Raw genomic sequence first — 23,302 nt, forward strand, 5'->3', positions numbered from 1 at the left:
CAGATCAGCCCGCCACCACGCTCGCCGCGACAAAGGTCTCCCCGGGCATCTCCCGGCGCAGCCGCCAGACCATCGCGATCGGCTTCTCGCCCTCGTGCGAGACGTACTCGCAGGTCCCGAGGCAGAGGAACGGGGCGGCGCCGATGTCGTCGTTCTTCGTCTCGCGCACGAACAGGGCGACGTGCGTGCCCCGCTCCCGGTGGTGCAGGTACCGCTGCCCGGTCTCGGAGGCGACGGTCGTGGCGTTCTGCGACTCCCAGTGGAAGAGGTCGGGCCGCTGGGCGTGGTCGCGGTACATCGTGGTCGGCGAGAAGTCCCGCTCGGTCTTGCGGAGGTTGACGAAGAAGGCGTCCGTGCGCGTCTCCGGCGCCCAGACCACGCCGGCCGCGTGCCCGTGCGCCTTCCGCTCGAGCGACGCCCAGTCCAGCGCGGCGAGCACCTCCTCCCGCCGGTAGTGCGCGTGGCTCTGCAGCGGCACGTGCTGCAGCCCCTCGCCGAGGGAGCGCGGGACGTGCCGCGCCCGGTCGAGGGTCAGGGCGATGAGCTCGCACAGCTCGGCGCACACGGCGGGGTGCCGGCGCAGGTGGGCGAGGCCCTCCTCGTAGTGCGCGAAGCCGCCGCGGTCCGGCCAGACCAGGAAGAACAGCATCCGGGCGAGCCGCTGCTCGCGCTCGGTCAGGTCGGCGTAGCGCGGGCCGGCGGGGTCGGCGAGCTGCGCGTAGACGGACGCCCGCTCGGGGTCGTCGACGTGCGTGAACAGGGCCAGCCGCTTGAGCAGCGCGGCCTCGCCCGGACCGGCGTCGGGCGCGGGCAGCCCGGCCTCGCGGCGCAGCGCCGTCCACGAGCCGCCGGAGCGGTAGACGTCGGCCAGGTCCCGGTCCGCCTCGCGCAGGTAGTCGGCCAATCCGACGTCGCCGTACGAGCGGACGTCGGCCACCAGGTCGGCCTTCCGCAGCCGCAGCTGCCCCTTCACGTTCTCGAGCACCGTCCGCCGGGCGACCGGGTCGAGGACCAGCGCGGACCCCGCGGGCAGGTACGGGAAGCCCTGCTCGACGTCCTCGATCAGCCGGCGCCGCGAGCTGCCGGTCAGCGCCCGGTACCGCAGGTCGAACCGGAACTCGCGGCGGTGCTGCCCGATGAAGTCCAGCACCGTGAGCACCGCCTTGCCCGGCGCCCGCCGCAGCCCGCGGCCGAGCTGCTGCAGGAACACGGTGGCGCTCTGGGTGGGCCGCAGCAGCAGGACGGTGTCGATCTCGGGGATGTCGAGGCCCTCGTTGAAGAGGTCGACGGCGAACAGGCTGTTCACCTCGCGCTCGCGCAGCCGGCGCAGGGCCTCCTGGCGCTCGGGCCGCGGCGTCGCCCCGGAGACCGCGAGGCTCGGGATGCCGGCCCGCGTGAACACCTCCGCCATGTACTCCGCGTGGGCCACGGAGACGCAGAAGCCGAGCGCGCGCATCAACCGGACGTCCGTGACCTTGTCGCGCACGTGCCGGACGACCATCGCCGCCCGCAGGTCGTTCCCGGTGTAGAGGGTGTCGAGCGCCGCGGAGTCGTAGGAGCCGCGCTTCCACTCGACGCCGCGCAGGTCCACCTCGTCGGCCACCCCGAAGTAGTGGAAGGGGACGAGCAGGTCGGCGTCGAGGGCGTCCCAGAGCCGGAGCTCGAAGGCGCTGCGGCCGTCGAAGAAGTGCCGGACGTCCGTGCCGTCGGTGCGTTCGGGCGTCGCCGTCAGGCCGAGCAGCTCCCGAGGCTGCAGGCGGGCCAGCAGCCGGCGGTAGGTCGCGGCCTCGGCGTGGTGGAACTCGTCGACGACGACCACGTCGAAGTGGTCGGGCGGGAGCCGGTCGATCCCGTACGCGTGCAGCGACTGCACGCTCGCGAACACGTGCGTCCAGCGCTCCGGCCGCTCACCGTCGACATGGACCTCGCCGAACGCGCCGTCGGCCAGCACCGCCCGGTACGTGCGGCGGGACTGGTCGAGGATCTCCTTGCGGTGCGCCACGAACAGCAGCCGGTCGCGCGGCAGCTCGCGCCGGAGCCGGGCGTAGTCGAGCGCGGCGACGACCGTCTTTCCCGTGCCCGTCGCCGCGACGACGAGGTTGCGGTGCCGGTCGTGCAGGTCCCGCTCGGCGGCGAGCGCCTCGAGGATCTGCGCCTGGTGCGGCCGCGCGGTGACCTCGAGCCCCGTGAGCGGGGCGACGTCCACCCGGTTGCGGCCCAGCGCCTGCGCCAGCCGCTCGACGTCGGCCGGGTCGTCCGGGTCGTACGGCACGAACTCCGGGTTCGCCCAGTAGCTGTCGGAGGTGGTCTCGAACTTCCGGATCAGGTGCCCGGTGCCGACCGAGGACAGCCGGACGTTCCACTCCAGGCCGTCGACCAGCGCCGAGCGCGACAGGTTGCTGCTGCCGACGAAGGCGGTGTCGAAGGTCGAGTTCCGCCGGAACAACCAGGCCTTCGCGTGCAGCCGGGTCGACGCGCTGGCGTAGCTGATCTTCACCTCGGCCCCGTAGCGGCGGACCAGCTCGTCGACGGCACGCTGCTCGGTGGCGCCCATGTAGGTCGTGGTGATCACGCGGAACGGGATCCCGCGCTCGCGCAGCCGCGCCAGCTCGTCGCCGAGTACCCGCAGGCCGTGCCAGCGGATGAAGGCGCAGAGCAGGTCGACCCGGTCGGCGGAGACCAGCTCCGAGTTCAGCGCCGCCATCAGCGACGGCTCGCCGTGCGCGTTGGTCAGCAGCGCCGCCGACGACAGCGGGGTCACCGGCCGGACCAGCTGGTGCACCCCGGGCGCGATCCGCCGGGTCAGCACCACGAGCTGTTGGACGGCGTCCGCGAGGCTCTGGTCGTGCTCATCCAGTCGATCGAGCAGGCGGTTGACCAGATCCACCCGACCGGCCTCCGACGGCGTCGCCTTCAGTGCGCGTTCGACGGCTGCCGCGACGTGCCGGGTCAACACCTCGGCCTGGTCCGCCTCTTCGACCGACGCCCACTGCGGGACCAGCTCGGCGACGCGCGCCAGGTCGGCCTCGAGCCCCGTCGTGCGCAGCCGTTCGTGCACGCCCTCGTTCAGCACACCGTCCCCCACCCGCGCCCGCCGGCGCACCCCTCGAGATCAGCGAGGCGGCCACGCTATCGGGTGACGTCGGACGACCGGCGCGCGCTCCGCTACCGTCCGGCTCCGTGGGGCGGCTGATCGTGATCGAGGGGCTGGACGGGTCCGGCAAGGCCACGCTGACCGCCGCGCTGGTGACCGCGCTGCAGGAGCGCGGCGCACGCGTCGCCACCCTGGCCTTTCCCCGCTACGAGGCCGACGTCCACGCCGAGCTGGCGCGCGACGCCCTGTACGGGCGGCTCGGCGACCTCGCCGACTCGGTACACGGGATGGCCGTGCTGTTCGCCCTCGACCGCCGCGACGCCGCGCCCGAGCTGCGGGAGCTCCTCGGCGCGCACGACGTCGTCCTGGTGGACCGGTACGTCGCGAGCAACGCCGCCTACAACGCGGCACGGCTGAAGCAGAGGGCGGACGGCGAGGTCGTCGGCTGGGTGCGGGAGCTGGAGATCGCGCGCTTCGGCGTCCCCGTGCCGGACCACCAGCTGCTGCTCGCCACCCCGCGGGAGGTGGCCGCGGAGCGGGCGCAACGGCGGGCGGCGGCCGATCCGGATCGGGCGCGCGACGCCTACGAGTCCGACGAGGGGCTGCAGGAACGCACCGACGCCGTCTACCGGGAGCTCGCGGCCGCGGAGTGGCTCAGCCCGTGGACCGTGCTTGAGGGCGACACCGACATCCCCGCTCTCGCGGCCACACTCCTGCGGTAATCGCAGGTCAGCGGGCGTTGTGAGTGGCAACTGCCGCTCCAGGGGCAGTCGGCGCTCACAGGGTGGAGACGCGGGGCCAGGAGGCGGCGAAACCCGGGTGCAGCTGCGGGCCCTCGGACGTGCCGAGCGATGCCGCGGGGAACCAGGAGAACTCGACGCTCTCCCCGCCGCGGATCGCCACCGGCAGCGCCTCGGCCGCGCAGACGACGACCGTGGTGTAGCTCCAGCCGCCGTGGTCGTCGACGAACCGGGCGGTCTCGACCAGCGGGCCGGTGTCGAGCTCCGACTCCTCCGCGGCTTCGCGCCGGGCCGCCGACTCCGCGGACTCGCCGTAGTGCCGCGCGCCACCGGGGATGCCCCAGGTACCGCCGTGATGGCTCCACAGCGCCCGGTGCTGGAGCAGCACCAGGTCGCCGGAGCGGACCAGCAGGCCCGCCGCTCCGTACAGCCCCCAGTGCTTGTGGCCGTGGGCGCAGTACTGCCAGCCGTCCCCGCTGGAGCCCGTCGGGATCGGCTCGGGAAGGGGAGCGGCGGTCATCAGTCAACCCTAACCCGACGACCGCCGCCCCAACCAGAACTCGGTGCTGACCCGCCCTCCGCAGGCTCCGCGCCCAGTGCCGACGCGCGCTCCGCACGCTCCGCGCCCAGTGCCGACGCGCGCTCCGCACGCTCCGCGCCCAGTGCCGACGCGCGCTCCGCACGCTCCGCGCTCAGTACCGGTAGTGCTCCGGCTTGAACGGGCCCTCGACGTCGACGCCGATGTACTCGGCCTGGTCCTTGGTGAGCTTGGTGAGCTCGCCGCCCAGCGCCTGCACGTGGATCTTCGCGACCTTCTCGTCGAGGACCTTCGGCAGCCGGTAGACGTCCTTGTTGTACTCCTCGTGCTTGGTGAACAGCTCGACCTGCGCGATCACCTGGTTCGAGAAGCTGTTGCTCATCACGAAGGACGGGTGCCCGGTCGCGTTGCCCAGGTTCATCAGCCGGCCCTCGGACAGCACCAGGATGGAGTGGCCGTCCGGGAATACCCACTCGTCGACCTGCGGCTTGATGTTGATCCGGATGATGCCCTCGATGCGGGCGAGCCCGGCCATGTCGATCTCGTTGTCGAAGTGCCCGACGTTCCCGAGGATCGCCTGGTGCTTCATCTTCTTCATCAGGTCGACGGTGACGATGTCCTTGTTGCCCGTCGTCGTGATGACGATGTCGGCCTGCTCGATGACGTCCTCCAGGCGCGCGACCTGGTAGCCCTCGAGCAGCGCCTGCAGCGCGCAGATCGGGTCCGCCTCGGTGACGATGACCCGTGCGCCCTGGCCGGACAGCGCCTCCGCCGAGCCCTTGCCGACGTCGCCGTAGCCGCAGACCACGGCCACCTTTCCGCCGATCAGCACGTCCGTGCCCCGGTTGATGCCGTCGATCAGCGAGTGCCGGATGCCGTACTTGTTGTCGAACTTGCTCTTGGTGACCGAGTCGTTGACGTTGATCGCCGGGAAGAGCAGCAGTCCCTGCTCGGCCAGCTGGTAGAGCCGGTGCACGCCGGTCGTGGTCTCCTCGGTGACGCCGCGGATGTCCGACGCGACCGTGGTCCACTTCTGCGGGTTCTCCGCGAGCGAGCGGCGCAGGACGTCGAGGATGACCCGGTACTCCTCCGAGACCGTGAGGTCCTCGTCGTCGACCGTGGGCACCACGCCGGTCCTCTCGAACTCGACGCCCTTGTGGACGAGCAGGGTGGCGTCGCCGCCGTCGTCGAGGATCATGTTCGGGCCGACGAGCTCGCCGCTGGAGTCCCGGAAGTTGAACAGCTGCTCGGTGGCCCACCAGTACTCGGCGAGCGTCTCGCCCTTCCACGCGAAGACCGGCACGCCCTTCGGCTCCTCGGGGGTGCCGTGCGGGCCGACGACGATCGCGGCGGCGGCGTGGTCCTGCGTGGAGAAGATGTTGCAGGAGACCCAGCGGACGTCGGCGCCCAGGCTGACCAGGGTCTCGATCAGGACGGCGGTCTGCACCGTCATGTGCAGCGAGCCGGCGACCCGGGCGCCGTGCAGCGGCTTGGCCTCGGCGTACTCGCGGCGCAGCGCCATCAGCCCCGGCATCTCGTTCTCGGCGAGCCGGATCTCCTTGCGGCCGAACTCGTGCAGGCCGAGGTCGGCGACGGCGAAGTCGAGGCCGTTGCGCTCCTGCAGCCGGCCGTGCGGGTCGGTGATGCTGGCGGTCATCGTGAACTGTCTCCTCGTGCTGCGGTCAGGGCAGACGGGAGGGCCCCGCGGTGCTGGCGGTGGACGATCGGCACGACACGGGCCTCCTCCCGGAACGGTGGAGGCGCCCTTCTCGTCGTCAGTCCGCGGACCGAGCGTGGCGGACGGATCCGTCCGCTGCAGCGCCTCTCGGTCCCGCGGTGCGTGCGCCGTCCAGGATGGCACGGCCCGGGGCCCGGCTCAACGTGACCCCAGCAGGTGGTCGCACAGCAGCGCCTCGGCCGCGGCGCACCGGTCGTGGGCGGCGAGCAGCCCGGCGGGGGCGAGCGCGAAGTCCGCGTCGACCAGCACGGACGCCGACGTGAGCAGCGGGGCGAGCATCGGGTCCTGCTGCAGGGTGCCGACCACCGCGCCGATGCCTGCGGCGTCGCGCTGGCGGAACACCCCGCCGGAGAGCACGACGAGCCCGACGGTGCCGGACCCGGCGGCGTCGTCTGCGTTGTCGTCCTCAGGGGCCAGCTCGTCGCGCAGGTGCCGCCGCGCCGCGACGACGGCGGCGAGCGCCGCGATCCGCCGGTCCTCGGCCGCACTGCCCGGGTCCCGCGGGACCGAGCCGACCTCCGCCGTCATCCCGCGGACCGTCGCGGCGAGCAGGTCCGCCTCGACCGGGTCGACGATCTCCTCGGCCTGCGCCTCCAGCAGCACGCCCTCGGCGGCGGCCCGCACCCCGAGGTCGCCCTCGACGGTGCGGCGCGTCCGCCCGCCCGGAGCGGCGGAGTGGACGTCCGTGGTCGCGCAGCCGACGTCGACGACCAGCACCCGCGTCCCGCAGATCCGCGCCAGCTCGGCGGTGCCGCGGCGGACGGCGTCGGGCGTCATGAACCGGACCATGCGCCGGAAGCGGGGCGCCGCAGCGGGCGCCCTCCCGCCGAGCACGTGCTGGGCGAAGACCTCGGCGAGCGCTGCGCGGGCCGGGCCGGGGACCAGCTCGCCCGGCGCCGGCGCCACGTTCGCGCAGGCCACGACGGTCCGGCCGGTGGCGCGGAGCAGGGCGAGGGCGTCGTCGCGCGCCTCGGCGTTGCCGGCCAGCACGATCGGGAACCGGACGCGGGCCCGGGCGAGCTTGCCGGCGTTGTGCAGCAGGACCGACGGGTCGTCCCCGTCCGCGCCGCCGACCAGCAGGACCGCGCCGGGCCGGTGCCCGCGCAGCACCCGGACGTCGGCCGGCTCGAGCGGCCCGGCGTGGACGTGCACGACGTGCGAGCCCGCCGACCGCGCGACCCGGTGACCGGCCTCGGTGGAGATCAGTTTCTCGGTGCCGACGACCGCGAGCCGCAGCCCGCCCCCCGCCGACGAGCAGGCCAGCACGGCCGGCTCGGGCTCGCGCGCCGCCGCGGCGGTGACCCCGCGGACGGCGGCGTCGACGCCCTCGAGGACGTCGGCGGTGGTGGTGCGGTGCTCGGCGAACCCGGCGAGCCCGCCGTCGGGGTGGACGAGCACGGCCTTGGTCCAGGTGGAGCCGACGTCGAGACAGACGGCACCGGTCCCCGGAGGCGCCCCAGGGCCGCCCGGCGCAGCCGCACCCGTCATGGACGGGGAGCGTACCGGCGGTGACGCTGCGCGGTGCCCTCCCGACCGCCGGATCTGTCCGGGTGTCGGGGTCCCCCGGTACGGTGATCGTGAATGACGACACTCCTCGGGAGCGACGATGCTCGGACTGATGCAGGACCGCCCGCTGGCGCTGCCGCACGTGTTCCACCGCGCGGAGCAGCTCTTCGGCCACAAGAGGTTGATCACCGCCGAAGCCGCCGGCGAGCGGGTGACCACGGTGGCGGAGTGGGCCGTGCGCGTCCGCCGGCTCGCGACGGTCCTCGACTCGCTCGGACTGTCCGCCGACGCCCGGGTGGGCACCTTCTGCTGGAACACCGACCGCCACCTGGAGCTGTACCTCGCCGCGCCCTGCACCGGGCGCGTCCTGCACACGTTGAACATCCGGCTGTTCCCCGAGCAACTCGTCTACATCGTCAACCACGCCGAGGACGAGGTCGTCTTCGTCGACCGCTCGCTGCTGCCGCAGCTGTGGCCGCTGGTGGACAAGTTCGAGACCGTCCGGCACATCGTGGTGATCGACGACGGCGCGGAGCACGAGATCCCCGCCGACCCGCGGGTCCGGGACTACGAGGAGCTGCTGGTCGCGGCCGAGCCGTTCGCCGGGCGGTTCGTGGTCGAGGAGGAGAACAGTGCCGCGGCCATGTGCTACACGTCCGGCACCACGGGCAACCCGAAGGGCGTGGTCTACAGCCACCGCTCGGCGGTGCTGCACTCGCTGATCACCCTGACCTCCGACGCGTTCGGCCTGGCCGAGCGGGACGTCGTCCTGCCGATCGTGCCGATGTTCCACGCCAACGCCTGGGGCATCCCCTACGGCGCGCTGCTCGCCGGCGCCGACCTGGTCCTCCCCGGCCCGAACATGACGCCGCAGGCGATCGTCGGGCAGCTGGAGCGGCACCGGGTCACCGTCACCGGCGGGGTGCCGACGATCTGGATGGGGGTGCGGCCGCTGCTCGCCGACCACGACCTGTCCTCGCTGCGGGCGATCATCTGCGGCGGTTCGGCCGTGCCGCGCTCGCTGTCCGAGGCCTACCGCGAGGCGATCGGCATCCCCATGCTGCACGCCTGGGGCATGACGGAGACCTCGCCGATCGCCAGCGTCTCCTCCCGACGGTCGCACCAGGAGGACTGGAGCGAGGACGAGCGGGCCGACGCCCGCGCCCGCCAAGGCCAGCCCGTCCCGCTCGTCGACCTGCGGATCGCCGATCCCGAGAGCGGCGAGGAGCTGCCGTGGGACGACCGCGCGACCGGCGAGCTGCAGGCCGCGGGTCCCTGGATCGCGAAGGAGTACTACCGCGGCGAGGGCGGCGGCACGCAGTTCACGAAGGACGGGTGGCTGCGCACCGGTGACGTCGCGGCCGTGGACAAGTGGGGTTACGTCCGGCTGGTCGACCGGACGAAGGACCTCGTGAAGTCCGGTGGCGAGTGGATCAGCTCGGTCGACCTGGAGAACGAGATCATGGCGCACCCCGCGGTCGCCGAGGCCGCGGTGATCGCGATCCCGCACGAGAAGTGGACCGAGCGGCCGCTGGCCTGCGTGGTGGTGAAGCCGGGGCAGTCGCTCACCGGTGAGGAGCTCATCGAGTTCCTGACGCCGCGGGTGGCCAAGTGGTGGCTGCCCGACGCCGTGGAGTTCATCGACGAGGTGCCCAAGACCAGCGTCGGGAAGTTCTCGAAGAAGACGCTGCGGGACAAGTTCTCGGGCTACACGCTGCCCTCCTGAGCGGCCGTCCCCGCCGTGGCCCGGCCTCCCCCTCGCCGGGCCACGGCGGGTGAGCCCGGCTCGGGCCGGGGCCGCGACGGGCGGGCGCGGGTCAGGCCGGGTCCGCGACCGCCCGCCCGTACCCCGCCCTGCCGGACTGGTCGATGCCGTGCCGCTCGTCGGTGTAGAGGTGGTGCTCGTGCCCGTCCGGGTCGTGCACCACGACGAGCCAGCCGACGCTGGCCTCGACGATCGGCGAGTGCTCGGCACCCTGCTCGTCGAGGTGCGCGACCCACCCCTCGAGGGCCACGCGGTCCCGCACGCCGAACATCACCTCGAACCCCGGGACCCCCGTCGCGTCCGGGGTCTCCCGCAGCGCCAGGCCGGTGTACCCGCCTCCGGGCAGGTCGCCGGCCACCCCGCGCACCACGCCGTCCTCGTCGGGGAACTCGTACAGGGGCGCGAAGCCGTACACCCGCCGGTACCACCCGACGCTCTTCGGCAGGTCGGCGACGGGCAGCTTCACGCAACGGACCCCGGTCAGTTCCGGCATGACACACTCTTTTCGTTGAACTCGTAGTGCATCGAATGCGTGTAGAGTGCACCTCGTGCCCGAGCAGGTCAAGAGGTCGTACCGGTCGCCCTTGCGCGAGGAGTCCGCGCGCCGCACCCGTGCCGCCATCCGCGAGGCGGCGACCGCGTTGTTCGTCGAGCAGGGGTACGTGCGCACCACGGTCAAGGAGATCGCGGCGACGGCCGGGGTCGCGCTCCGCACCGTGCACGCGGCGTTCCCGGGCGGGAAGGCGGAGATCTTCCACGAGGCGCTCGACGTCGCCACCGCCGGCGACGAGGAGCCCGTCGCCGTGGCGGACCGGCCCGCGTTCGTGGCGGCGCTGGAGGACCCCGACCGGCTCCTCCCGGAACTGGCACGCCAGGGCACCGAGCTGCTCGAACGGGCCGGGCGGCTGCTCGCCGCCTGCCAGGGGTCCTCGGGCGCGGACGCCGACATGCGGGAGCTCGACGATCTGGGCGCGCGCACCATGTCCGCCAACATGCGGACCGTCGCGGAGGCGATGGAGCGGCACGGCCAGCTCGCCGTCCCCGTCGACGAGGCCGCGGACGTCCTGCTCACCCTGTGCAGCCCGCAGGTCCACGACCTGCTGCGGCACCGCCGGGGCTGGAGCCCGGAGCACTACGCCGCCTGGCTCGAACGCTCGCTGGCGCTGCTGCTGTGCACTCCGCGGGACCGAGAGGGACACGAGGGCCCTTCAGGGCCGCCCCAACGACCCTGACGTCCCCCTCGCCGGACCGGCCACCACCACGTCCCTACACAAGATCGGCGGTTGCGTGCGCGTACGGCTCCCGGCAGCGCCCTAGCTGCACCGAAATCTCACCAACCGGTGCGGCGTCCCGCGGACGCAAGATCACCAGTTGCGTGCACACACGGCTCGTGGCAGCGCCCTGAGTGCACCGCACTACCGATCTCACCATCCGCGCCGGCACCCCGCGCGAGATCGCCGGTTGCGTGCACGCACGGCTCCCGGAAGCGCCGTGAGCACACCGAACCGCAAGTCATTCCGGTCAGGGCGGCGTCCCGCGGACGCAAGATCACCAGTTGCGTGCACATACGACTCCCTGCACCACCCTCAGCGCACAGCACGTCCGATCACCCGCAGGACCCGCGACACAAGATCACCGTATAAGTGCACGCACAGCTCGGAGCAGCACCGCCAGCGCACCGCAGCGCCGATCTCACTGACAAGGCCCGGCGTCCCGCGGACGCAAGATCGCCTGCTGCGTGCACGCACGACTCCCAGCAGCGCCCTGAGCGCACTGCACCGCTGATCTCACCGACCTGCCGGCGTCTCGCGGACTCAAGTTCACCGACCCCGTGTGCCCCCACGGCTCGGCACCACCCCGCGCACAGCACCGCCGCCAACCCGCAGGCCCGAGACGCCAGTACGAGACCGTCAACTCGGTGCATTTACGGCTTCCGGCAGCGCCCTGAGTGCGCCGCACCACCCACCGGACCCGACGTCTCGACCAAGATCACCAACTGCGTGCACGCACGGCTCGCGGCAGCGCCGTCGGTGCACGGAACCGCCGATCTCGCGGACCCTCTCGGCGTCTCGCGGGCCCAAGATCACACCGATCCCCCTGTACTCACGGCTTTCGGCACCACCCTCGGCGCCCAACACTTCCGATCACTTGCACATTCGGCGGCCCGGCACGAGATCGTCAACTCAGTCCACGTACGGCTTCCGGCGACCGCCCGCAGGACTCGATGTCCCGACCGAGATCGCCGGTTGCGTGCACGCACGGCTCCCAGCAGTGCTACCAGCGCACCATCCCGCCGATCTCGCGGACCGCGTCGGCGTCCCGCGGACGCAAGATCACCGATCCCCTGCACCCACGGCTCTCGGCACCCCCTCAGCGCACAACACTCCCGATCAACCCGGCGCACCGCACCGCCGACAGCAGCTTCCGGAGCCAGTGCGAGCGGCAGGATCAGCGGTAGGCCTCGGGGCGGCGCTCGGTGAGGTGGGAGAGCCGGCGGCGGGCGGCGCCGAGGGAGGCCTCGACGTCCACCTCGGCCACCGCGATGCCGGCCTTGGCCCAGGTGCGGGCGAGGACCTCGCCGTCGGGCCCGACGACCTTGGCCTGGCCGAGGAAGCGCATCCTGCCCATCGACCCGGTCTGGTTCGACGACACCAGCACGATCTGGTTCTCCGCCGCACGCGAGCGGTCGTAGAGGTCGAAGAGCCGCGACTGGCGGTCCTGCGCCATCCGGGGCGCCCGGTTGGTGATGCTGGTGGGCCAGGCCGAGAGGCAGGCGATGATCTCGGCGCCGTCGAGGGCGAGCGCGCGGGCGGACTCGGGGAAGGTCTTGTCGTAGTCGACGAGCATGCCGAGGCGGCCGACCGGCGTGTCGAAGGCGCCGAAGCTGTCGCCGGCCGCGTAGACCCGCTCCTCGCCGACCGGCTGGTGGACCTTGCGGTGCAGGCCGAGCACGCCGCTGCCGTCGACGCACGCGGCGGTGTTGTACCGGATCCCGCCGGGCCCCGCCTCGCACAGCCCGATGCAGACGACCATGTCGCCGGCCAGGTCGGCGACCTTGCGCAGCTCCGGTCCGTTCGGGTCGAGCGCGGGTGGCAGCTCCGCCTCGGCCTCGGCGCCGAAGTCGGAGAGGTAGCCGCCGAGCGCGGCGTCGGGCAGCACGAGGAGGCCGACCTGCGAGCGCCGGGCGTGGTCGATCAGGGTCGCCACCCGGGCGAGGGCGCCCTCCAGGTCCCGGCCGAACGCGGCCGCCACGGCACCGATCTTCAGCGCGCCCACGCGCTCCTCCCCGCGCCCCGGCGGTCCCGCCACCGACTCCGACAGCCCTGCCACCGACTCCGACAACCCCGCCAACGACTCCGACGCCGACGGGTCCTCGCCGCTCAGGCAGCCTCGGACGGCGTCCCGTCCGGGGCAGCGTACGTGTCGGGGCGCCGGTCACGAAGGAAGTTCATCCCGGCCCGCGCGGCGTCGACGGCGGCCTCGGCGTCGAGCGCGGCGGTGGCGAGGCCCTCGCGCTGCCCGGTCCACGCGAGGATCTCCCCGCCCGCCCGGGCCTCCGCGACCAGCGCGGTGACGCGGGCGAACCCCTCCACGAGGTCGCGTCCGAACGGTGCCGACACCGCCGCCATCCGCAGCGTGCCCATCCGGCCTCCTTGCGCACGTGAGGGGGACGGTCCCGGGGGCGTCCGGGACCGTTCCCCCTCAGGTCGGACTGCACGAACGGCGCTCTCGCTAACATCTGGTGAGCGAGAGCGCCGTTCGCCGTGCTCAGAGCTGGTAGGTGGAGTTGATGATCGCGCCCTTGCGGGCGTAGTGGATCAGCGCGTCCTGGACGTCGAGCGGGTGCGTCGGGATCACGCCCTCGATCAGGTCCTCCTCACGGGCGCCGTGCAGCGACAGCCCGAAGCGGCAGCAGTAGACCTTGCCGCCCTCCTGGATGTACGTCTTGAGCGAGTTGTTGATGTTGTGCTCGCCCGGGAACGCCGAGTTGCCGGTGGTCGGGAACCCGCGGGTGGCCAGGCAGTTCAGCGAGCCCGGGCCGTAGAAGTAGATCGCGGACTCGAAACCCTTCCGCAGCGCCCGGGTGGCCTGCAGGATCGCCACGAAGCTCACCGAGGACTCGTGCGCGATGCCGTGGACCAGCGTGAAGTAGCTCTCCCCGTTCTCGGCCTGGTAGTCGGGGAAGACCTTGGTGCCGCCGTAGATCGACGACCCCTCCGGCATCGACGGGTGGGCGATCTCCTCGAGGCTCTGCTTCTCGAGATCGGTCAGGTCGGCCATGTCGGCTCTCGTCCTTCCGGGACAGTGGTCGATCGGGTGGGTGGAGCGGTGGAACCTCTCGCGGGTCATGCCACGGTGCGTGGCGCGACCCGGTCCTCGTCGGTGAGCCCATGTCCTTGTGGGCGGCCTCCGGGAACGTGCTGGTGGGTGTGCCGGCGAGCCGGAGCAGGCCGTCCGCCGTCGCGCCGCAGCGGACCTCGTGCGGAGCTGGTGCCCGGCGTCGTCACGGTGGAGATGCCGGCGAGGTCGAGCTCCGCCGGGTCCTCGGCCTCGGGCCCGGGCTCCCAGACGGGGCGGCGGCGCTCCTCGACCGGCGCGTCGATCCCGCGGGCCTCGATCCAGGGGTCGATCGAGTCCTTGATCCCCTCGGCGACGGCGTCGGCCCGTCGAGGTTGGACCGCAGGTCGCCGGCGAACCGCAGCCGGCCGTGCGCAATCCCGAGGAGGCGGCCGTGCAGCCGCATGCCCTCGGACCATGAAGCCGTCCGGGTCGGGCCCGTCGTAGGCGAAGCCCGGGAGCCGGCACTGCCAGTTCGGCGTGACCAGGCAGAACGTGTCCCAACGCCGGGTCCGCCACTCGGTCGCGACCCGGTCCCGCTCGAGGACGGCGTGGTGCGTCCCGTCCAGCTCCTGCTCCGCCACGCGGCACAGTCAAGCGAGGTGCCGTGTCCGGGGCGTTTCCCCCGGAACACGGCCGTGTGAGGCGCGGTTACCGCCGGGTTGCGTCCTGGGCCTGACGCCGGCCGAGCCGCGAGTGCGAGCGGCCGTAGACGAAGTAGACCACGAAGCCGACCACCATCCACCCGAGGAACCGGACCCAGGTCTCGACGCTGAGGTTCAGCATCAGCCACAGACACGCCAGCACCGACAGGATCGGGACCAGCGGGACGAGCGGGGTCCGGAAGGCGCGGTGCAGGTCCGGACGCGTCTTGCGCAGGATGATCACGCCCATCGACACCAGCACGAACGCGAACAGCGTGCCGATGTTGACCATCTCCTCCAGCGCGCCGGCCGGGAAGAAGGTGGCGACGAGGGCGACCACGGCGCCGACGAGCACGGTCGCCCGCACCGGCGTGCCGTGGCGGCCGGTCCGCGCGAGCCTGCTCGGCAGCAGCCCGTCCCGGGACATCGCGAACAGCACCCGGATCTGCCCGAGCATCAGCACCATGACGACCGTCGTGAGGCCGACGAGCGCGCCGACCGAGATGATCGCCTCCGCCCACGTCACGCCGAGCTCGCCGAACGCCGTGGCCAGGGTGGAGTTCTCGTCGAGCTGGGTGTAGCTGACCATGCCCGTGAGCACGAGCGCGACCGCCACGTACAGCACGGTCACGATGGCGAGCGAGCCGAAGATGCCCCGGGGCAGGGACTTCTGCGGGTCGCGGGTCTCCTCGGCGGTCGTGGCGACGACGTCGAACCCGATGAACGCGAAGAACACCAGGGACGCCGCGGCGAGCAGGCCGTAGATACCGTAGGTGCTGCTGGCCCCGCCGCCGAACAGCGAGAGCAGGGACTGCGTGAACCCGGAGTCGCCCTCGCCGCCGGGCGCCGCCGGCGGGATGAACGGGGTGTAGTTCTCGGCCTTCACGTAGGCGAAGCCGACGACGATCACCAGCAGCACGATGCCGACCTTGATGACCGTGAACACGGCGCTCACGCGGCTGGAGAGCTTCGTGCCGATGGCCAGCAGCGTCGCGAGGACCACGACCAACAGCAGCGCGCCCCAGTCGAAGGCGAAGAAGCCGCCCAGGGAGAAGGAGGTCGGGACGTCCAGCCCCATCACGGACAGCACCTGGTGCAGGTACTTCGACCAGGCCTTGGACACCACGGCCGAGCCGACCGCGAACTCCAGCACCAGGTCCCAGCCGATGATCCAGGCGACGAGCTCGCCGAAGGTGGCGTAGGAGAACGTGTAGGCGCTGCCGGCGACCGGGACGGTCGAGGCGAACTCGGCGTAGCAGAGCGCGGCGAGCCCGCAGGCGATCGCGGCGAGGACGAAGGCCAGCGAGACCGACGGCCCCGCGACCGTGCCGGCCGTGCTCGCGGCCAGCGTGAAGATGCCGGCCCCGACCACGACCGCGACCCCGAAGACGATGAGGTCCCAGGTCGTGAGGTCCTTGCGGAGCCTGGTGTCCGGCTCGTCCGTGTCCTGGATGGACTGTTCGACGGACTTCGTCCGCCAGATCCCCCGACGCTCACCCACGGTCGCCATGGCCAGGGAGATTACGGCCGCGTGACTCGTTCGGCACCCGCTGGCGAAGAGCGTCCGCACGAACGGCACTGCCGTGCGGACCTACCGCACGAGAGTGCCGTTCGTGTGGGGGTCAGGCGTCAGGCCAGGATGTCGGCCACCGTGCGGGACTCGAGGCCGTGGGCGCGGGCGACCTCGGCGTTGGTCAGCTCGCCGGCGTGCGTGGACAGGCCCTGGGCCAGGGCGGGGTCGCCGCGCAGGGCCTCGCGCCAGCCCTGGTCGGCCAGCCGCGTGATGTACGGCAGCGTGACGCTGGTCAGGGCGTGGGTGGAGGTGTGCGGCACCGCGCCGGGCATGTTGGCCACGCAGTAGAAGACGGTCTCGTGCACCCGGAAGGTCGGGTCGGCGTGCGTGGTCGGCCGGGTGTCCTCGAAGCACCCGCCCTGGTCCACGGCGATGTCGACGAGCACCGCGCCCGGCTTCATCCGCGCCACCAGGTCGTTGGACACCAGCGTCGGGGCCTTCGCGCCGGGCACCAGCACCGCGCCGATCACCATGTCCGCGTCGAGCACGGCGTGCTCCACGGCGTAGGCGGTGGAGTGCACCGTCTCGACCCGGCCGCCGTAGCGGGCGTCGAGGGCACGCAGCTTGTCGACGTCGAGGTCCAGCACGGTCACCCGCGCCCCCATCCCGACGGCGATCTCGGTGGCGTGCGAGCCGGACACCCCGGCCCCGAGCACCACGACGTGCGCCCGCGGCGCGCCGGGCACGCCGCCCATCAGCACGCCGCGCCCGCCGGCAGCGCTCAGCAGGTGGTAGGCGCCGACCTGCGGGGCGAGCCGGCCGGCGACCTCGCTCATCGGGGCGAGCAGCGGCAGCCTGCCGTCGGCGGTGCGGACGGTCTCGTAGGCGATCGCGGTGGTGCCCGCGGCGAGCAGCGCGTCCGTGCAGGCGCGCGACGCGGCCAGGTGCAGGTAGGTGAACAGCGTCAGGTTGCCGCGCAGCCGGTGGTACTCGCTCTCGACCGGCTCCTTGACCTTCAGCAACAGCTCGGCGGAGTTCCACACGGCGTCGGCGTCGGCGAGCAGCTGCGCGCCGGCGGCCTTGAACTCCTGGTCGGGGATGGACGAGCCGAGGCCCGCCCCCTGCTCGACGACGACCTCGTGGCCGCGCCGCACCAGCTCGTGCACGCCCGCCGGCGTCAGGGCGACCCGGAACTCGTTGTCCTTCACCTCGCGCGGCACCACGATGCGCATGACCCGTCCTCTCCTCCTGGTGTCCGGCTGAGCGACCGGCTGTCTGCCTCCAGTATCGAAGAAACAGCGTCTCCGTAGGAACAACACCGCAGGAGATTCTGTACTCTGCGTTCGTGCCCGAAGGATCCACGCCGTCGTCGGCGCCGAGGCCCGGTCGGCCGAACGATGTGCGGCCGCCCCTCGACCCCGTCGACCGCGCGATCCTCGCGGAGCTCGAACGTGACGCCCGGATACCCAACAACGCGCTCGCCGAACGCGTCGGGATCGCGCCGTCGACCTGCCTCACCCGGGTCCGGGCGCTGCGCGAACGCGGCGTGATCAGGGGTTTCCACGCCGACGTCGACCCGGCGGCGACCGGGCGCCCGCTGCAGGCGATGGTGTCCGTGCGGCTGCAGGCCGCGGCGCGCCGCCGGATGCGGGAGTTCGAGGAGTTCGTGACCTCGCTGCCCGAGGTGCGCGACTGCTTCTTCCTCGCCGGCGTGGACGACTACCTGCTGCACGTCGCGACCGCCGACTCCGCCGCGCTGCGTGACTTCGTGGTCGAGCTCAACGGGCGGGAGCAGATCGCCAACACTCAGACCAGCCTGATCTTCGACCACGTCCGGCCCCGGCGCGGATACTGACCCGGCCCTACCGTGGCGTCCGTGCCCACCCCGCTTCATCTCGACGAGACCTTCCCGCTACCGCCGGACGCGGCGGTCGCCCGCCTGCTGGACCGCGATCTCTACGCCGACCGGCTCGCCGCCGTGGGCGGGCCCGGCGCCGGGCTCGTCGCCTTCGAGCGCGAGGGCGACCGGCTGCGGGTCGTGCTGCGTCAGGGCGTGCCGGCGGGCGCGCTGCCGGCCTCGGTCCGCCGCTTCCTCGCCGGCGCACTGGTGCTGGAGCGCGAGGAGCGCTGGCGGATCGCGGACGAGTGGGCCGACGGCGAGTTCACCCTGTCCGCGGCCGGTGCGCCGGCCGGGGCCGCGGGCACCCTGACGATCGGCGCCGACCCGGCCGGCAGTGCGCTGCACATCGACGGCGAGGTGGAGGTGCGGGTGCCGCTGCTCGGTCCGGCGATCGAGGCCGTCGTCGCCGAGCGGGCGCTGGCCCTGATGACCGAGGAGATGCGCTGGACCGCGGAGCGGCTGGGCGGGTGAGCCCGGCTCAGGCCTGCTGCAGGCGCGAGCGGTCGAGGTCCGGCTCGAGGTAGATCACCCGCGCGTCCGGCACCGCCGTGCGCACCCGCACCTCCGCCTCGTCGATCGCGCGGGCCACGGTCTCGATCGACGAGCCGGGCGCCAGGGCGAGCTTCGCCGCGACCAGCAGCTCCTCCGGGCCGAGGTACTGGGTCTTGATGTGGATGACGCGCTCGATCTCCGGGCCCTTCTCCAGCTCCCCGACGATCGTCGACAGCACCGGCCGCGCGGCGCCCTCGCCGATGAGCAGGCTCTTCATCTCGACGATGAGGATGATCGCGATGACCCCGAGCAGGGTGCCGATGCAGAGCGTGCCGACGGCGTCCCAGACCGGGTCGCCGGTGAGGACCGAGAGGCCGACGCCGAAGAGCGCGAACACCAGGCCGACGAGCGCGCCGGTGTCCTCCAGCAGCACCACCGGCAGCTCCGGCACCTTCGCCTGCCGGATGAACTGCCACCAGCTGCCGTTGCCCTTGAGCGGGCGGGACTCCTTCATCGCGGTGCGGAAGGAGAAGGCCTCCAGCCCGATGGCGAGCACCAGGATGATCACCGCGACGATCGGCGACGTCAGCGGCTCGTGCGACTCCAGCTTGTGGATGCCCTCGTAGATCGCGAAGACCGAACCGAGCGTGAACAGCAGCAGCGCCACGACGAACGAGTAGAAGTACCGGTCCCGGCCGTAGCCGAACGGGTGCTCCGGGGTCGCGGCGCGACGGGCCGTGCGGCCGCCGAGCAGCAGCAGGCCCTGGTTCGCCGTGTCGGCGACCGAGTGCACGGCCTCCGCGAGCATCGACGACGACCCCGTGACGAGGTAGCCGACGAACTTCGCGAGTGCGATGCCGGCGTTGGCGCCGAGCGCCGCGAGGATCGCCTTGGTACCGCCGTGTGCCGACACGTTTCGCCCCTTCGGTCCGGATTACGCCGCGGAAGGATATCCGGCGGGGCCGCGGTCAATCGCGGGCGCTCACAATCTGTCGCTGGCGAGGTGGAGCTGGGTGCCGGGCGCCGCGCTCTCGACCTCGACGCCGCTGTCGCCGGCCGCGAGGAACAGGGCCGCGCCCTTCGGCAGCTCGAGGATCTCCGACCCGGACCGGACGCACGCCTTCCCGCCGGTCGCCAGCAGGATCCGGGCCCCGCCGTCGGGCACCGGGAGGCTGCCGGTGAGCCCGTCGCCGGACGACCAGGTGCGCAGCAGGAACTCCTCGGCGGGCGTGTCGTACCGGGTCCACGGGCCCTCGGGCTGGCCGGAGTGCACCGGCGGCGGCCCCGAGGTGAAGTCGAGGACGCGCAGCAGCTCCGGGACGTCGACGTGCTTGGGCGTGAGCCCGCCGCGCAGCACGTTGTCCGAGTTCGCCATCAGCTCGATGCCGGCACCCGCCAGGTAGGCGTGCAGGTTGCCGGCGGGCAGGAAGAGCGCCTCACCCGGCGCCAGGACCACCCGGTTGAGCAGCAGCGCGGCGAGCACACCGGCGTCGCCGGGGTAGCGCTCGGAGAGCTCGAGCGCGGTGCGGGCCTCGCGGGCCCAGTCCCCGCCGGCCGCCGCGAGCGTGACGGCGCCCTTCTGCAGGGCCGGGACCAGCTCGTCGAGCATGGACTGGGGCAACGTGATCCATGTGGTGAACAGCGCGCGCAGGCCGTCCGGGCCGGGTTGGGCGGCCAGCAGCTCGACGTGCGCGGACAGCTCGGGCACGTCGAGCGCGCGGAGCAGGCCGAGGGTCTCGACCGGGTCCCGGAAGCCGACGAGCGCGTGGAACTCGGTGAGCGCGCAGATCAGCTCGGGCTTGTGGTTGGCGTCCCGGTAGTTGCGGTCCGAGGCGTCGATCGCGAGGCCGGCGGCGTTCTCCCGGGCGAACCCCTCGCGCGCCTGGTCGAGGCTCGGGTGCGCCTGCAGGCTCAGCGGCTCGTCCGCGGCGAGGACCTTGAGCAGGAAGGGGAGCTTCCCCTCCCACCGGGCGCTGCGCTCGGCCCCGAGGAGCCCCTCCGGGTCGGCGGTCAGCACGTCGAGCAGCGACGAACGGCCCCCGTCGGGGTGCACGATCCGCGACGGGTCGCCTGGGTGCGCGCCCAGCCACATCTCCGCCTGCGGATGCGGAGACGGCACCGACTCGCCGAGCAGGTCGGCGATGACCGTGCGCGATCCCCACGCGTACGGCCGGACCGGGTTCTCCAGCAGCTCCAAGGCACTTCCTCGCTTCGTGCGGCGGTCGGCCCGTCAGGCCGGTTCGATGGCCCGGGTGGCCAGGCCGAGGTAGACGGCGGCGATCTCCAGCCGGGAGGCCAGCAGCGCGGTGCGCAGCAGAACCGCGTCCCGGGTGCCGCGCGGGACCTCGTCGACGGGGTGCTGCAGGTCGGCGGGCCAGCCGCGGCCGGTGCGACGCACCGCGACCTGGCCCGGCTCCTCCTCGGCGGTCGCGAGCAGCACGACGCGGACCGGCGGCGAGTCGGGCCCCGGGTCGTCGAACGGGTCGCGGAAGATGTCCTCGCCGCGGTCGGCCAGGTCGACGGCCCGGCGCAGGGCGGTGGCCGTGGCGGCCTGGGCGATGTCCGCCGCGTGCGCCACCACTCCGGCGTGCGTGGCCAGGGCGGTCGCCCCGTGCCCGGCGACGGCGGTCGCGGCCGGGTCGGCGCCCCAGAGCAGCGGGGTGCGCTCGGCCAGCCGCAGGGCCAGCGACTTCGCCGGGTTCATGAACGGTTCGTGGTTCGGCTGGTTGCGCTCCGCCTCGGCGTCGAGCGCGTCGGCCAGCGGGTCGAGGGACGGGTCGAGCCCGCCCGGCCACAGCCCCAGCGAGGAGACGACGGTCAGCGCGACGGCGAGCGCGCGCGGCAGGTCCAGCGCGGGCGGCACCGGGATCCGGGGCTCGACGAACCGGGCACGGCCGGCGCCCGCGGACGCCACCGGGCCCTCGGCCGGCGCCGACAGCACCACCTCGGCCCCGCGCCCGACCGCCCGCGACACCGACTCGGCCAGCTCGACGTCCGCCGGGTCGGCGGAGTGGGCCAGCACGACGTCGAGCGGGCCGATCCAGCCGGGCACGACGTCGGCCACCACGATCGGCACCGGGCACAGCGACCCGAGCAGCGCCCCGACGATCTCCGCGGCCGCGCCCGACGAGCCCGGGCGGCGCAGGAACACCAGCGCCCGCGGCCGGTGCCCCGCCAGGTCGGCGACGCCCGCCTCGACCGCGGCCTGCGCCGCGGAGCGGATCTGGGCGCCCGCCGTGGCCGCCGCGCGCAGCACGCCGCCGGTGTCCGCGGAGGCGAGCGCGACGGGGTCGCCGAGCAGGGTGTCGTCGAGCACGATCGTCACCCGGCGTTTCCGGGGTGCTCGGGGGCCGGCGCGTCCTCCGGGGGCAGGGCCTCGTCGAGCAGCAGCACCGGGATGCCGTCGACCACCGGGTAGCGGCGGCCGCAGGCGGTGCACACGAGCCGGTCCCCCGCCGGCGTCAGGGGCGCGTGGTCCTCCGACGGGCAGGCCAGGATCTCGAGCAGCTGGGGGTCGAGCTGTACGGCCACGGTTCTCCTCACCTCACGTGCCGTTGATGCTGCCAGGGCGCGGGCGGGCGCGCCGCATCCGTCCGGGGTACCCGCGCGGCGGTGATCGGCTCGTCGCGGGCCCGGGCGGACGGGCGCCCGCCGCGCTCAGGCGCGGACGATCGCGAGGACCTCGTCCCGTAGCGCCGCCACCGCGGCCTCGTCGGCGGCCTCGACGTTGAGCCGCAGCAGCGGCTCGGTGTTGGAGGCGCGCAGGTTGAACCAGGAGCCGTCCGGCAGGGCGACGGTCAGCCCGTCGAGCTCGTCGAACTCCACGCCCTCGCGGGCCCCGTAGGTCTCGCGGACGGCGGCGACCCGGTCGGCCTGGTCCGCCACGGTGGAGTTGACCTCGCCGCTGGCCGAGTAGCGCTCGTAGACGCCCATCAGCCCGGACAGCGGCTCCTGCTGCTCGCCGAGCGCGGCCAGCACGTGGAGCGCGGCCAGCATGCCGGAGTCGGCCTTCCAGAAGTCCTTGAAGTAGTAGTGCGCCGAGTGCTCGCCGCCGAACACCGCACCGGTGTCGGCCATCGTCTGCTTGATGAACGAGTGGCCCACCCGGGTGCACACCGGGGTGCCGCCGTGCTCGCGGACGATCTCCGGCACGGCCCGGGAGGTGATCAGGTTGTGGATCACCGAGCTGCCGGGCGCCTTCGCCAGCTCGCGGACCGCGACCAGCGCCGTGATCGCGCTCGGGCTGACCGGCTCGCCGCGCTCGTCGACCACGAAACAGCGGTCGGCGTCGCCGTCGAAGGCCAGGCCGAGGTCGGCCCCCTCCGCGACGACGGCCTTCTGCAGGTCGACCAGGTTCGCCGGGTCCAGCGGGTTGGCCTCGTGGTTGGGGAACGTGCCGTCGAGCTCGAAGTACAGGGGCACGACGTCGAGCGGGAGGCCGCCGAGGACCTCGGGCACCGTGTAGCCGCCCATGCCGTTGCCGGCGTCGACCACCACGCGCAGCGGCCGGCTGCCGCTCAGATCGACGAGCCCGCGCAGGTAGGTGGCGTAGTCGGCGAGCAGCGTGCGACGGCGGACCGTGCCGCCGCCGGGCCCCTCGGGCACCCCCTGCTCGACGGCCTCGCGGATCGCGGCGAGCCCCGTGTCCTGCCCGATCGGGGTCGCGCCCGCCCGACAGAGCTTGATGCCGTTGTACTTCGCCGGGTTGTGGCTGGCGGTGAACATCGCGCCGGGCACGCCGAGGCTGCCGGCGGCGAAGTAGAGCATGTCGGTGCTGGCCAGGCCGATGTCGAGGACGTCGAGCCCCTGGGCGGTCACGCCCTCGGCGAAGGCGGCCGCGAGCCCGGGCGAGGAGTCCCGCATGTCGTGCCCCACCGCGATCTCGGTGACCGCGGGGTCCTCCGCGCGCAGCAGCCGGGCCACCGCCGCTCCGACCTCACGGACCGTGCCGGCGTCGAGCTGCTCGCCGACGACGCCGCGGATGTCGTACGCCTTGACGATCTGGGAGAGGTCGGGCACGGGTCCGGAGCCTAG

The 23,302-nt window shown here is 73.2% G+C and carries 21 protein-coding genes; 5 read left to right on the forward strand and 16 right to left on the reverse strand.

The window, feature by feature from the left end; genetic code table 11:
* Positions 1-4: 4 nt before the first annotated feature.
* Positions 5-3,073, reverse strand: coding sequence for a DUF3427 domain-containing protein (locus ACQP04_RS31180; protein WP_433504083.1), 3,069 nt, complete (start codon positions 3,071-3,073; stop codon positions 5-7).
* A gap of 107 nt (positions 3,074-3,180) precedes the next feature.
* Here ACQP04_RS31180 and ACQP04_RS31185 point away from each other — a divergent pair, with 107 nt between their 5' ends.
* On the forward strand, positions 3,181-3,816 hold the full coding sequence (locus ACQP04_RS31185; RefSeq protein WP_433504084.1) for a dTMP kinase: 636 nt from the start codon (positions 3,181-3,183) through the stop codon (positions 3,814-3,816).
* A 55-nt stretch (positions 3,817-3,871) separates the two neighbouring features.
* On the opposite strand, the gene ACQP04_RS31190 is transcribed toward ACQP04_RS31185, so the two are convergent.
* From ACQP04_RS31190 to ACQP04_RS31200, 3 genes are all read right to left on the reverse strand, one after another.
* On the reverse strand, positions 3,872-4,354 hold the full coding sequence (locus ACQP04_RS31190; protein WP_433504085.1) for an NUDIX domain-containing protein: 483 nt from the start codon (positions 4,352-4,354) through the stop codon (positions 3,872-3,874).
* Between the two features lie 172 nt (positions 4,355-4,526).
* Complete coding sequence (gene ahcY / locus ACQP04_RS31195) at positions 4,527-6,029, reverse strand: adenosylhomocysteinase (protein WP_433504086.1); 1,503 nt, start codon at positions 6,027-6,029, stop codon at positions 4,527-4,529.
* A 219-nt stretch (positions 6,030-6,248) separates the two neighbouring features.
* Positions 6,249-7,598 carry a glutamate mutase L gene (locus ACQP04_RS31200; protein WP_433504087.1) on the reverse strand — a complete coding sequence of 450 codons (1,350 nt, stop codon included), beginning with the start codon at positions 7,596-7,598 and terminating at the stop codon, positions 6,249-6,251.
* A gap of 118 nt (positions 7,599-7,716) precedes the next feature.
* On the opposite strand from ACQP04_RS31200, the gene ACQP04_RS31205 reads away from it, so the two are divergent.
* A complete protein-coding gene (locus tag ACQP04_RS31205) occupies positions 7,717-9,342 on the forward strand; it encodes a long-chain fatty acid--CoA ligase (RefSeq protein WP_433504088.1) in 1,626 nt (541 codons plus the stop codon).
* Between the two features lie 91 nt (positions 9,343-9,433).
* Here ACQP04_RS31205 and ACQP04_RS31210 read toward each other — a convergent pair whose 3' ends face one another.
* The gene (locus ACQP04_RS31210) at positions 9,434-9,874 is read right to left on the reverse strand and encodes a VOC family protein (RefSeq protein WP_433504089.1); all 441 of its coding nucleotides are present in this window, start codon (positions 9,872-9,874) and stop codon (positions 9,434-9,436) included.
* Positions 9,875-9,929: 55 nt separating this feature from the next.
* Here ACQP04_RS31210 and ACQP04_RS31215 point away from each other — a divergent pair, with 55 nt between their 5' ends.
* Positions 9,930-10,613, forward strand: coding sequence for a TetR/AcrR family transcriptional regulator (locus tag ACQP04_RS31215; protein ID WP_433504090.1), 684 nt, complete (start codon positions 9,930-9,932; stop codon positions 10,611-10,613).
* 1,216 nt (positions 10,614-11,829) lie between these two features.
* On the opposite strand, the gene ACQP04_RS31220 is transcribed toward ACQP04_RS31215, so the two are convergent.
* From ACQP04_RS31220 to ald, 6 genes are all read right to left on the reverse strand, one after another.
* On the reverse strand, positions 11,830-12,657 hold the full coding sequence (locus tag ACQP04_RS31220; RefSeq protein WP_433504091.1) for a carbon-nitrogen hydrolase family protein: 828 nt from the start codon (positions 12,655-12,657) through the stop codon (positions 11,830-11,832).
* 104 nt (positions 12,658-12,761) lie between these two features.
* Positions 12,762-13,025 carry a hypothetical protein gene (locus ACQP04_RS31225; protein ID WP_433504092.1) on the reverse strand — a complete coding sequence of 88 codons (264 nt, stop codon included), beginning with the start codon at positions 13,023-13,025 and terminating at the stop codon, positions 12,762-12,764.
* A 124-nt stretch (positions 13,026-13,149) separates the two neighbouring features.
* Positions 13,150-13,662 (reverse strand): MSMEG_0572/Sll0783 family nitrogen starvation response protein, encoded by a 513-nt coding sequence (locus tag ACQP04_RS31230; RefSeq protein ID WP_433504093.1) that lies wholly within the window; start codon positions 13,660-13,662, stop codon positions 13,150-13,152.
* 65 nt (positions 13,663-13,727) lie between these two features.
* Positions 13,728-14,303, reverse strand: a complete 576-nt coding sequence (locus tag ACQP04_RS31235) for a hypothetical protein (RefSeq protein ID WP_433504094.1) — start codon at positions 14,301-14,303, stop codon at positions 13,728-13,730.
* A 67-nt stretch (positions 14,304-14,370) separates the two neighbouring features.
* Positions 14,371-15,873, reverse strand: coding sequence for an amino acid permease (locus tag ACQP04_RS31240; protein WP_433504095.1), 1,503 nt, complete (start codon positions 15,871-15,873; stop codon positions 14,371-14,373).
* A gap of 119 nt (positions 15,874-15,992) precedes the next feature.
* A complete protein-coding gene (ald, locus tag ACQP04_RS31245; RefSeq protein WP_433504096.1) occupies positions 15,993-17,108 on the reverse strand; it encodes an alanine dehydrogenase in 1,116 nt (371 codons plus the stop codon).
* 113 nt (positions 17,109-17,221) lie between these two features.
* On the opposite strand from ald, the gene ACQP04_RS31250 reads away from it, so the two are divergent.
* A complete protein-coding gene (locus ACQP04_RS31250; RefSeq protein WP_037046479.1) occupies positions 17,222-17,731 on the forward strand; it encodes an Lrp/AsnC family transcriptional regulator in 510 nt (169 codons plus the stop codon).
* A 21-nt stretch (positions 17,732-17,752) separates the two neighbouring features.
* Positions 17,753-18,247 (forward strand): DUF2505 domain-containing protein, encoded by a 495-nt coding sequence (locus tag ACQP04_RS31255; RefSeq protein ID WP_433504097.1) that lies wholly within the window; start codon positions 17,753-17,755, stop codon positions 18,245-18,247.
* 7 nt (positions 18,248-18,254) lie between these two features.
* Here ACQP04_RS31255 and ACQP04_RS31260 read toward each other — a convergent pair whose 3' ends face one another.
* From ACQP04_RS31260 to ACQP04_RS31280, 5 genes are all read right to left on the reverse strand, one after another.
* The gene (locus ACQP04_RS31260) at positions 18,255-19,181 is read right to left on the reverse strand and encodes a cation diffusion facilitator family transporter (RefSeq protein ID WP_433504098.1); all 927 of its coding nucleotides are present in this window, start codon (positions 19,179-19,181) and stop codon (positions 18,255-18,257) included.
* A 69-nt stretch (positions 19,182-19,250) separates the two neighbouring features.
* The gene (gene manA, locus ACQP04_RS31265) at positions 19,251-20,465 is read right to left on the reverse strand and encodes a mannose-6-phosphate isomerase, class I (RefSeq protein ID WP_433504099.1); all 1,215 of its coding nucleotides are present in this window, start codon (positions 20,463-20,465) and stop codon (positions 19,251-19,253) included.
* Between the two features lie 33 nt (positions 20,466-20,498).
* The gene (locus ACQP04_RS31270) at positions 20,499-21,593 is read right to left on the reverse strand and encodes an SIS domain-containing protein (RefSeq protein ID WP_433504100.1); all 1,095 of its coding nucleotides are present in this window, start codon (positions 21,591-21,593) and stop codon (positions 20,499-20,501) included.
* Positions 21,590-21,799 carry a Trm112 family protein gene (locus tag ACQP04_RS31275; protein WP_433504101.1) on the reverse strand — a complete coding sequence of 70 codons (210 nt, stop codon included), beginning with the start codon at positions 21,797-21,799 and terminating at the stop codon, positions 21,590-21,592. Before ACQP04_RS31275 ends, ACQP04_RS31270 begins: the two co-directional genes overlap by 4 nt.
* A 126-nt stretch (positions 21,800-21,925) precedes the next feature.
* Positions 21,926-23,287 carry a phosphomannomutase/phosphoglucomutase gene (locus ACQP04_RS31280; protein ID WP_433504102.1) on the reverse strand — a complete coding sequence of 454 codons (1,362 nt, stop codon included), beginning with the start codon at positions 23,285-23,287 and terminating at the stop codon, positions 21,926-21,928.
* Between the last annotated feature and the right edge of the window lie 15 nt (positions 23,288-23,302).

This window comes from Pseudonocardia halophobica (assembly GCF_050948485.1).
Classification (GTDB): Bacteria; Actinomycetota; Actinomycetes; order Mycobacteriales; family Pseudonocardiaceae; genus Pseudonocardia; species Pseudonocardia halophobica.

Bases quoted from the DNA above. Each gene is read 5' to 3' on its own strand.
- ACQP04_RS31190 (WP_433504085.1), bottom strand. From the start codon at position 4,354: ATGACCGCCGCTCCCCTTCCCGAGCCGATCCCGACGGGCTCCAGCGGG.
- ahcY (WP_433504086.1), bottom strand. From the start codon at position 6,029: ATGACCGCCAGCATCACCGACCCGCACGGCCGGCTGCAGGAGCGCAAC.
- ACQP04_RS31200 (WP_433504087.1), bottom strand. From the start codon at position 7,598: ATGACGGGTGCGGCTGCGCCGGGCGGCCCTGGGGCGCCTCCGGGGACC.
- ACQP04_RS31205 (WP_433504088.1), top strand. From the start codon at position 7,717: ATGCTCGGACTGATGCAGGACCGCCCGCTGGCGCTGCCGCACGTGTTC.
- ACQP04_RS31210 (WP_433504089.1), bottom strand. From the start codon at position 9,874: ATGCCGGAACTGACCGGGGTCCGTTGCGTGAAGCTGCCCGTCGCCGAC.
- ACQP04_RS31225 (WP_433504092.1), bottom strand. From the start codon at position 13,025: ATGGGCACGCTGCGGATGGCGGCGGTGTCGGCACCGTTCGGACGCGAC.
- ACQP04_RS31230 (WP_433504093.1), bottom strand. From the start codon at position 13,662: ATGGCCGACCTGACCGATCTCGAGAAGCAGAGCCTCGAGGAGATCGCC.
- ACQP04_RS31240 (WP_433504095.1), bottom strand. From the start codon at position 15,873: ATGGCGACCGTGGGTGAGCGTCGGGGGATCTGGCGGACGAAGTCCGTC.
- ald (WP_433504096.1), bottom strand. From the start codon at position 17,108: ATGCGCATCGTGGTGCCGCGCGAGGTGAAGGACAACGAGTTCCGGGTC.